The sequence below is a fragment of the Yersinia alsatica genome, from assembly GCF_902170305.1.
Lineage (GTDB): Bacteria > Pseudomonadota > Gammaproteobacteria > Enterobacterales > Enterobacteriaceae > Yersinia > Yersinia alsatica.
Genome location: NZ_CABHWW010000032.1, coordinates 1 through 9,090 on the forward strand (window position 1 = coordinate 1; position 9,090 = coordinate 9,090).

The following is a 9,090-nucleotide window of genomic DNA, read 5'->3' on the forward strand; positions in this document are numbered from 1 at the left end:
GGCTACTCGGTTAAGCAGTTCCGCCGCCTCTACGCCGTTCAGCTCCCGGTTTAGAATTTGATTAGCAATCTCATCCAAACGAAATGAAACTAGTGCGGCCTGATTCTTTCTTTCATCCATGCGCGCTTCATTGAGCATTAGCTCCATTGATTCAACTGACATCATTGTGACTGAGCGGTCACTGCCCGGCTTGGCCGGGTCTACGCCCATCCATATCTTTTGTGTTGTATTCTGCATAAATAATTCCTGTTTTTAGGCAATACGAAACCCGGCGAGTGAAGCGCCATATATTGCGGTGATGATTAATTAATAATATTCAGTGTGCAGTCATCATTACTGACAAATGACGGCAACGAACGGGTAAACTCAATTAAATAATTTAACGTTTCAACAACAGATTCTCTTTCTGCCGGATTTAATTCTGAAAACTGCATATTTACATGGCGACTTTTTAACCCGGCATGAAAACAGATTGTTTTCCGTAAATGTGCCGGTGACTTATCAAAAGCCTCCTGAGCAATATTCTTTCTATTACGGAAATGCGTTTCTTTTAATTCAGCAATACGAGCAATACCCGTCATTCTTAATTTTTCAGATTCCGTTAATTGCAACATATAACCCCCAATTAACGCCCGAATAAACGGCGTAATATTGGCGTCTTCTTTGCAGAGGACAATTCTTGTAAAAGCGCCTTTTGATTACTTCCCGGCTTCCAGCGCTGGCCGTTTTTCAACTCCAGCACACCGTTACCGAAATGGCGCAGGTTTATCGGGCTTTGCTGTTTCAACAATGGAGCAATAGAAATAATCATAAAGACACCTCAACTCAAACCGGCGACAGCACTCAAGCCGCTAATAACATCAACGGTTGAAGCAAGCGCAGGGGTTGACTGAATGCGCGCCTGCACTGTCAGGCCAATCAGTGACAGGTGACGAATCGCAGTATTGACGCTATCCAGCAGAGCAGACTTGCTGAATGCTGTTTTGTGATTACCTTGCACCGCAGCGGCAGCAATAGAACCTACGGCGGCAGTAGCATGTAGCGCATAAGTCGGGATATTGCCGGTGCAGGCTTCATTGATTGGCACAGATGGCATGCAATTGATTTGCGACAGCAGACCGTCCAATAATGTTGGATCTTCGGTTAGGTCGGTGATGCGTAGCAGTTCGTCAACGGTCAAACGGTGCGGCTGGTCAGGATTCAATTTGTTACGCAGAACTTGCGCCGCAATCCCTGCGTTTGCTGCCAGCTCAACTAAGTTGTGCTTTAACGCAAACTGGCGGCAGGCGTTATCAAAGTGCGGATGTTTGGACACTGAAAAATCAAACATGGCTTACTTCCTCACATATGCCGACAATTAGTTGGCAAATTTGAATATCGAACATTACTGGTTTGCCGCTTCTTTAGTGAGAGCGATCATATTTACGAGAACCTTTTCCATTTTGCGAACTTTCTGGCGGATAGGTAGACGACCGTCTTTCACCATGCCACGGCAGGTTTCATAAGGGATTCCGCTCAATTTTGAGAACTCAGTGAGTGACAAATAGGGCGACGTAACTGTTATTGCAAGGTTCTGATTCATAGGGCATCCTGTTTGATGGTGGTTAATATAGGTGTTGGTGGGTATTTGCCATCAATTCACAAATTAAACTATGCATATGCGAGTATGTAAAGGGGTTTTTGCGAGCATGGATGATAAAAAACTAAGCGGCGGGATTGCAGCAGTAGAAAGAATGATGCAAGCCTATGGTTTTAAAGTACAAAGAGAATTAGCGGCTTATCTAGGTGCAGGAACGGGAACAATCAGCACTTGGATCAAACGTGATTACTTTCCGGGCAAAGAGATTGTGCTCTGTGCTTTAGAAACAGGTGTTTCATTGCATTGGCTTGCAACTGGTGAGGGTGAACCTCAGGAACCGGTTAAACCTGCCGCACATGAAACCGCCAAATCTATTGCTCATAAAAGCCTTGAAGATGGCTTACTGATAGATGCATCCACTATATTGCTAGATTCAGAGTTACTGCCCGTTCAGATTATTGAACCTGAATTAATTTCGTTCCCTAATGAGAAACGCTATTTTTTGGTCGAGCGCCAATTTAAAAATGTTGCTGACGGTCTTTGGTTGATTGAAAAAGCAGGCGTGACCTCAATTAGTAATATTGCTCGTTTACCGGGTGATGTATGGCGAATCAATGATGTCAATTGGCCGGTTAGTGAGGTTAATATACTGGCGAAAGTTGTCGGTGAAATTACGGGCTATTAATAGTCAGTGCTAAAAAGTAATCGACGCACTAATGGAATAATAATCTAATGAAATTATTAGCTAGTGCTGTAATCGGTATTCTTCTTTTATCTTTACCTACGATCACTATGGCTAGAAATTACCCCTGTTCCGGTAAAAAAGGCGGGGTATCCCATTGTGAAAATGGGAAATTTGTCTGTAATGATGGCTCTATCAGTAAATCAAAGAAAACCTGTACACGTTAGTTTTTAATCAGATGTTTGTCGTGTTGCATATCAAACATTGACTACTGTTTTTATATACAGTAAATAAGCCCAAGGGATTATTCTTGAGGACTTATTTATGGCAGTACGGAAGTTACCCAACGGGAAGTGGGTCTGTGATTTTTACTCAGATGGTCGTGACAGTAAGCGGGTTAGGAAAACCTTTGTTACTCGCGGCGAGGCGTTGCGCTTTGAACGTGAGCAGTTAGCACAACGTGGTGATCTGGATATTGACTACACACCGGCAGAGACTGCCGCGCAGAGGTTAAAAACATTGGTTGGTCAGTGGTATGAACTCCACGGGCGCTCTTTGAGTGACGGCGAAGCAAGATTAAATAAACTCAATATCCTGTGTGATAACTTGGGCGATCCTGCTGTTGCTGATTTTGACCGGGAAGTGTTCGCCAAGTACCGCAAGCAGCGTTTAGCCGGTGAGTTTAGTCGTAAACCAAAACACGGAATCGTTAAACCGCCAAAAGAGGCAACGGTTAATCGTGAACATGCCTACCTACGAGCCGTGTTTAATGAATTAAAAAGGCTGGGACATTGGAATCATGCGAATCCACTGGATGGCGTTAGGCTATTTCGTGAAAGTGAAAACGAGTTAACCTTTCTCTATGAAGACGATATTAAGCGTCTGCTGCATGAGTGTGACAATTCCAGCAATAAAGATCTCGGTATCATTGTTCGTATCTGTTTGGCTACCGGCGCGCGCTGGAGTGAAGCGGAGCAACTAAGACAAGCTCAGGTGATGCCAAATAAAATTACCTATATCAACACCAAGAGTAAAAAGAACCGTACAGTCCCTATTTCTGCGGAACTGCATAAACTAATTCCAAAGATGAAAGGGCGCTTATTCGCCAATGCCTATGACGCATTCGGCCAAGCCATTGACCGGGCTAAACTGGTACTACCTACCGGCCAGTTAACCCACGTTCTACGCCATACTTTCGCCAGTCATTTTATGATGAACGGTGGCAACATATTAGTACTGCAACAAATCCTCGGGCACTCCACTATCCAAATGACCATGCGCTACAGCCACTTTGCACCGGATCATTTAGAAGCGGCAGTGAGTTTGAATCCATATGATCGTATTTTTAAAAATTAATAATGTGAGAATTTAATGATGAATAATATGGTTGGAGATTTTTGTAATAACTGCGTCGAATGAACGAATTATGACGTTGTTGGAATATCTAGCTCTTGAGGGCAATGATAGCTTTTTCTGTAGCAAGGTACGAAAAAATCTTATGGTCAGATAAGAGTGAACTTATCGGCCTTACAATCTACAGTGGTCACAACGAGTCAATACCGAATAGCTGCGTGTACTAATCAATGGTGAGTATGCCACATTGGTTTAGTAGGAAAAATACTACCATGGTACTAATTTTATAGTATTGATTTTTAATACTTAATAACTATATCGTTTTTTAATTCATTCTTCATATGAGGGTAAGATGGCAACAACAATTTATGCGATGTACAACAATAAGGGGGGGGTCGGCAAGACAACATTAGGATTTAACCTAGCTGCGGAATTTGCGGCTCGCCATCCTGATACCCAAGTTTTAGTGATAGATTTATGTCCGCAGGCAAACATTTCGCAATATCTGTTGGGGGGAGGAGACAAGGGTTATGCTCGAAACCAGCAATTACAATCGAAAAGAACACGGAGTAATGTGGTCGGATTTTTGGATTGGCTACTGGCAGGTAATTCAGGATTTACCAGTATACCCCAGTCATTTAAAACTAATGTTCACGCGCACAATAATATTATCGCAGATAATCTGTTCTTAATCGCGGGTGATTCGTTCCTTGAATCTCTGGCATTATCATTAAACTATGCCGTTATCAACCCTGCAAATAGACAGGCGTGGCGACAGTACATGACAGCATTTCGTCGTCTTTGCGACCTTGAACATGAGGATAGATATGAAGATCTCGTAGTTTTCATTGACTGTAACCCGAGCTTTTCCATTTATACTCAAATGGCTCTTGTATCCTCAGATAAGATTATTATCCCAATGATGGCAGACTACTCTTCATTGGAAGGTTTAAAGGGAATTATGACCCTTCTTTACGCACATTATCCGACAGCTGCTGCGCAAACCTACGCTGAAAAGTTTATAACGTTTCATTCACAAGTTTCTGATAATAATTTAAATCTTCCTAAAATGGAACGGTTTGTTTTTAACAATTACACAACAAACAATGGTGTTGCAACAGCATATGATGCTATCAAAGATGCGTTGTGTAACTTTGCATATCAACAATTTGTCAGTTACCCCAACCTATTTTCCACTCCGTCTCAACCTATTAATAATGTAGGTAATTGGATAGCATCGTATTTATCTGAAGTTAAGGATTTCCATACATCGGGCAAAGTGTCAGCAACACTTGGTATCCCTTTGCTGAATTTACCTGCTCAGACATATTACACTATGCCAAATGGTGAGGAGGTGCAGGTTGTGAGGGCTCGTTATGTGGAGGCTCGACAGCACATTGATCAATTAGTTAATAAATTTTAACTAATTCTTAGTTCAGATTGACTAGTACAAGGGGGATAAATTATCTCCCTAAATTTATTTTACTCTTGATAAGGATATCTCGTCGTAACTGACGCCAAATGGTTGAGTTGAGTTGAGTTGATCTGTATCCAATTAAATAACATACATTGCTGTTTGTAATATCCATATCAGGCACTGAACCGATCGGCAGATTTGGTAACATGCTGAGTAGCAAGAATGTCAAATTAGAGATGAATGAACACATCTGATTTACTGAGCATTAAGCTTAGCTTGTATTACTGTGACTACCACCCCCACAACAACCCAAACTAACCCGCCATCGTGTTTGGTAACTTACTGATTTTACGTAAGTGATTGATTTCCATAATGCCGTGAGAGTTTTTAAAATCCCTCGGCTTATGGCTGTGCGGGTTCAAGTCCCGCCCCGGGCACCATGGAAACAAATCTAAGTAAAACAAAGCAGTATGAGTATGTCGTTAACCGCCGTGAGGCGGTTTTTTTGTTTCTGAAATCACATTTAGGAAGATGTTAGGAAGATGATTTAGGAACATAAAATTCAACTAACGCATAAAAAATCACTTCTTCTGATTACCTACCACCGGCACAATTTTTATTTTCCTGTCATACCGCGCTGTTTGACCCATGTTTTTATGTCCTGATATTGCCTGCTTCTCACTGAGTGAACCCTCAAGATCAGAAACACCTTTGGCTTTCAGATCATGGAATGTGAAATTAAAATCCAATTCAGGGTGAGCCTCTTTTGCCGTTTCTCTGGCCTTGCGCCATCGACTATTAAAACCGTCACGCGTATATCGCAGTCCAGTGCGTTGGCGGATGATGTATACGCTGCTGATACCTGGTTGTAAGGGTAGGGACTCTGCCAGTGTAATAGCGTTGCGCAATCGTACCGACCATTCTTTGATTTGTTTCGCCCCTGTTTTACCCTGCCTGATGTATAGCCCTTGCTCTCTGAGTTGATCTTTGCGTAATGAAAGCACATCAGCTTGTCTTGCGAGGCACAAGTACGCTATTTCCATTGCTACCCTTACGACATCCGGCGCAACTTTATACAAAGCGTTATATTCTTCATCTGTAATATAGCGCTCCCTTGATTGCTCTTTAAATTGCTTAACCACCTTGCACGGATTGCCTCTCACAGAACCCCGTTCATACCCCCATCTATAAGCGCGAGACATAAACGTTTTTTCCCTGTTGGCTTGCGTTCTACTACTCAGCCCCGCTTATCCATATATTTTCTAATATGCTCAGGCTTTATATTATCGGGGTGCATGGCCCCGAAAACAGGTAATAACTTAGAGGCATATTTCCGATAGTCTTTTTGTGTCTCGGTTGCTAAATCGATGAAATCCACAGACCTGAAAAAAGACTCAACTAAGGTATTTAACGTTGATTTGTCTTTTTCCTCATTAATAAACTTCTCATAATGAACCCAGACTTCGGCTTGAGTAGTGTCGAGTGCGCCCGTCCGGGTGTTTGAAGTTATAAGCGCTGGGGCCACGGAATACTCTGGTAGGCATTCAATTATCGGCCGCGTTTTTACGCTTACCGGCCATTGGTCATGGCCTCAAAATTGAGTTCTTCTTTCACTAGTTCTACCTGCTTGCCGCGTAAACTAACTGGATTCAAAAGCTGCATGCTGGTTTCCCTGGTGTTGGTTTTCCACCATGCTAGCGGGGTAGGCTGATTATTTCTGATTAAGCCAAATCAACTTTTGGTTGGTACCTTTTTTTGTCTCCAGCACCCTATAGCTAAATCAGTGCCGAATTAAAGGGCTGATAATGTTAGCCAATAGGCGCTTAAGGCCAGCAATAAAAATATTCATTCGGTCAGTCTGCCGCCTACGGGCGCGCGGGGCATGTGATGGGTTTTGTGTGAGGGATGGCACAAAAGGTTCACCAGAGCTTTAAATTCAATTTTCATACATAGCATTTAGTTAAATTAAAACAATAAGTTAAATAAAATAAAGCAAAAGAGGTTAGACTGCTAAATAATACATAATCAATTAATATTGTATTTGATAAATTAATTAATGTTGTGTTTAATATAAATGTAAAACAAATTATTAAATAAAAGCTCATTATAATAATTATATTTTTTAGTTAATAATTTAAATTCAACCTGAAATATATGTAATGTATATTTTAATAACTATTATACTAATCTTGCCTGTCATTTCTAATGTCTGGCATTTTCATTTTCCCGCGTAGAATTATCACGATAATTTATTTGGAGTTTGTATGAATGTTAATAGTAAACTTATGGAGCTTTTCAAGTTGCCATTATTTAATGCTGAATTGAAATATCACATTTCCAGGCGTGACTATATAGATTTAACTGTAAAAAGGATGAAGTTGATCTTTAAAGAGAAATTAATTCACAATGATATGTGGCTTGGGCAGGGTAAAGAAATTAAGTTCAATGAGTTATGTGAAAATATAGGTTTAATTGGTGCATTTGACCACTCATTAGCAATATCGATATCTACCCATCTGATTTCTGGGAATGTTATGTTCACACAGTCTGACCCTATTCAGATGGAGAAATACCATGATGAAGTAAATAACCTTCACTGCATATACTCTATGTGTTGTTCAGAAATTGCCAACGGCACTAACGTAAAGAATCTGGAAACCACGGTAACCTATGAGCATAAACAAAAAAAATGCTCCTTCACTCCCCAAGCTCTGGTTCATGTAAGTTTTGGATAGGGAATGCTCTCTACAGCGCATCAGTGGGCATGGTATTAGCAAGACTTATAGTTAATGATACTGATCATGGCCCTCATTGGTTTCGAGTCCCGTTAAGGGATAAGGATGAAGGGATATTATTTCCTGGTATAAATATCATCACCGTAGGCCCTGAAGGAGGAATGCACGGAATACAGATGGCTGCAATTCGATTTAATCAGGTTAGCATCCCTCTCGATGCTATGTTACAACGCTATTCAAAAATATCTTCTGACGGCGTATATCATAGCGAAATGGATCAACCACAGCGTTATATAAATTTATTTGAAACTTTTTTACAAGAAAGACTAATCCCATTATATATGCTAGTAAAATCCTCAGCAACTGCACTTAATATTACATTTAAATACTCTCAGAATAGAATTATATCATATGAACCAACATGTAAAACATTAATTATGGAGCCTCTATTTTGCCAACGATTATATCCTGAGTTATTAAAGTCTGCGGCGATTATGATTATGGGAAAGATAATTGTCAGGATGTTTGTAAACTCGTGGGAAAATAAGAATTCATATAAAGAGTTGCAAATCCTAGCCTCGGCAGGAAAGTATATTGGAACATCGTTGGGTTTGGATGTTCTGCGTCAGTGTCGTTTGATGTGTGGAGCCTTGGGATTCCATCATTATAATAAAATCATCACATTGCAGAATGATGCAGAGGCAGCATTAACTTATGCTGGTGACAATTCAGTAATGTCATACCAAATTGCAAAGCACATGGTTAGGACACACCGATTTAATAATCCGATGACTGTTCCCACCAATCTTGCTCAGGAGGTCGAGAAGAAAGTAGTCGCTGATTGTCAACATAACCCATTATCGCATGCTGCCGCACAAATATTATCTTACTCTTACGGGTTAGATTTGGTTATTCAGGAGATACAAAATTCAGGTATTTTAGATGATGAGCTGTTATTAGATTTAATTAATGTCTTTTCACCTTATCTGTCTGAAAATCCAAGTCCTGTAGTTCCTACAATGGAGAAAATAACGTATCTGATTAACCTTATCTCACCTCCACCTGAACTAATAACAGCACCAATAGCTAACGCTGACTATACAAAGGAGTTCACTTCGAAATTATATATTGAATGATATGATGCTTATCTGTCTCATACTGACTAATCACTATGGGAATTATACTATGAATACAACCAGTTTAAACATAGATAAATATAATGACAAAGTTAAATCTCGGAAAATAAGGCAGGCTCCAGCGCTGACCATTAGAAAGTAATCGTTCTTCTAAATCCTCATATGTTCCTGGCATTTGGTGATGCCTT

Annotated in this window: 10 protein-coding genes and 1 pseudogene; 5 read left to right on the top strand and 6 right to left on the bottom strand. The window is 40.6% G+C overall.

The window, feature by feature from the left end:
• From FTA96_RS19100 to FTA96_RS19120, 5 genes are all read right to left on the bottom strand, one after another.
• Nucleotides 1–237: DUF2732 family protein (locus tag FTA96_RS19100; RefSeq protein WP_145574587.1), on the bottom strand; the 237-nt coding region annotated here is incomplete at its 3' end.
• 65 nt (nucleotides 238–302) lie between these two features.
• Nucleotides 303–614, bottom strand: coding sequence for a hypothetical protein (locus FTA96_RS19105; RefSeq protein WP_145574590.1), 312 nt, complete (start codon nucleotides 612–614; stop codon nucleotides 303–305).
• Between the two features lie 11 nt (nucleotides 615–625).
• Nucleotides 626–811 carry a phage filamentation protein Fil family protein gene (locus FTA96_RS19110; protein WP_145574593.1) on the bottom strand — a complete coding sequence of 62 codons (186 nt, stop codon included), beginning with the start codon at nucleotides 809–811 and terminating at the stop codon, nucleotides 626–628.
• Nucleotides 812–820: 9 nt separating this feature from the next.
• On the bottom strand, nucleotides 821–1,330 hold the full coding sequence (locus tag FTA96_RS19115; protein WP_145574596.1) for a phage regulatory CII family protein: 510 nt from the start codon (nucleotides 1,328–1,330) through the stop codon (nucleotides 821–823).
• 54 nt (nucleotides 1,331–1,384) lie between these two features.
• On the bottom strand, nucleotides 1,385–1,582 hold the full coding sequence (locus FTA96_RS19120) for a hypothetical protein (protein ID WP_014609005.1): 198 nt from the start codon (nucleotides 1,580–1,582) through the stop codon (nucleotides 1,385–1,387).
• 106 nt (nucleotides 1,583–1,688) lie between these two features.
• Here FTA96_RS19120 and FTA96_RS19125 point away from each other — a divergent pair, with 106 nt between their 5' ends.
• The 3 genes from FTA96_RS19125 to FTA96_RS19135 all read left to right on the top strand — a co-directional run bounded on the left by FTA96_RS19125 (nucleotide 1,689) and on the right by FTA96_RS19135 (nucleotide 5,037).
• On the top strand, nucleotides 1,689–2,264 hold the full coding sequence (locus FTA96_RS19125) for a phage repressor protein CI (RefSeq protein ID WP_145574599.1): 576 nt from the start codon (nucleotides 1,689–1,691) through the stop codon (nucleotides 2,262–2,264).
• A gap of 321 nt (nucleotides 2,265–2,585) precedes the next feature.
• Complete coding sequence (locus tag FTA96_RS19130; RefSeq protein ID WP_145574603.1) at nucleotides 2,586–3,617, top strand: phage integrase; 1,032 nt, start codon at nucleotides 2,586–2,588, stop codon at nucleotides 3,615–3,617.
• 349 nt (nucleotides 3,618–3,966) lie between these two features.
• A complete protein-coding gene (locus tag FTA96_RS19135; protein WP_145574606.1) occupies nucleotides 3,967–5,037 on the top strand; it encodes a ParA family protein in 1,071 nt (356 codons plus the stop codon).
• A gap of 575 nt (nucleotides 5,038–5,612) precedes the next feature.
• Here the strand turns inward: FTA96_RS19135 and FTA96_RS19140 are convergent.
• Nucleotides 5,613–6,575: pseudogene (locus FTA96_RS19140) on the bottom strand (tyrosine-type recombinase/integrase).
• Between the two features lie 720 nt (nucleotides 6,576–7,295).
• On the opposite strand from FTA96_RS19140, the gene FTA96_RS19150 reads away from it, so the two are divergent.
• Together FTA96_RS19150 and FTA96_RS19155 are read left to right on the top strand one after the other, a co-directional pair.
• Nucleotides 7,296–7,766, top strand: coding sequence for a hypothetical protein (locus FTA96_RS19150; protein ID WP_145574609.1), 471 nt, complete (start codon nucleotides 7,296–7,298; stop codon nucleotides 7,764–7,766).
• A gap of 29 nt (nucleotides 7,767–7,795) precedes the next feature.
• Complete coding sequence (locus tag FTA96_RS19155) at nucleotides 7,796–8,902, top strand: acyl-CoA dehydrogenase family protein (protein ID WP_235897548.1); 1,107 nt, start codon at nucleotides 7,796–7,798, stop codon at nucleotides 8,900–8,902.
• Nucleotides 8,903–9,090 lie beyond the last annotated feature (188 nt).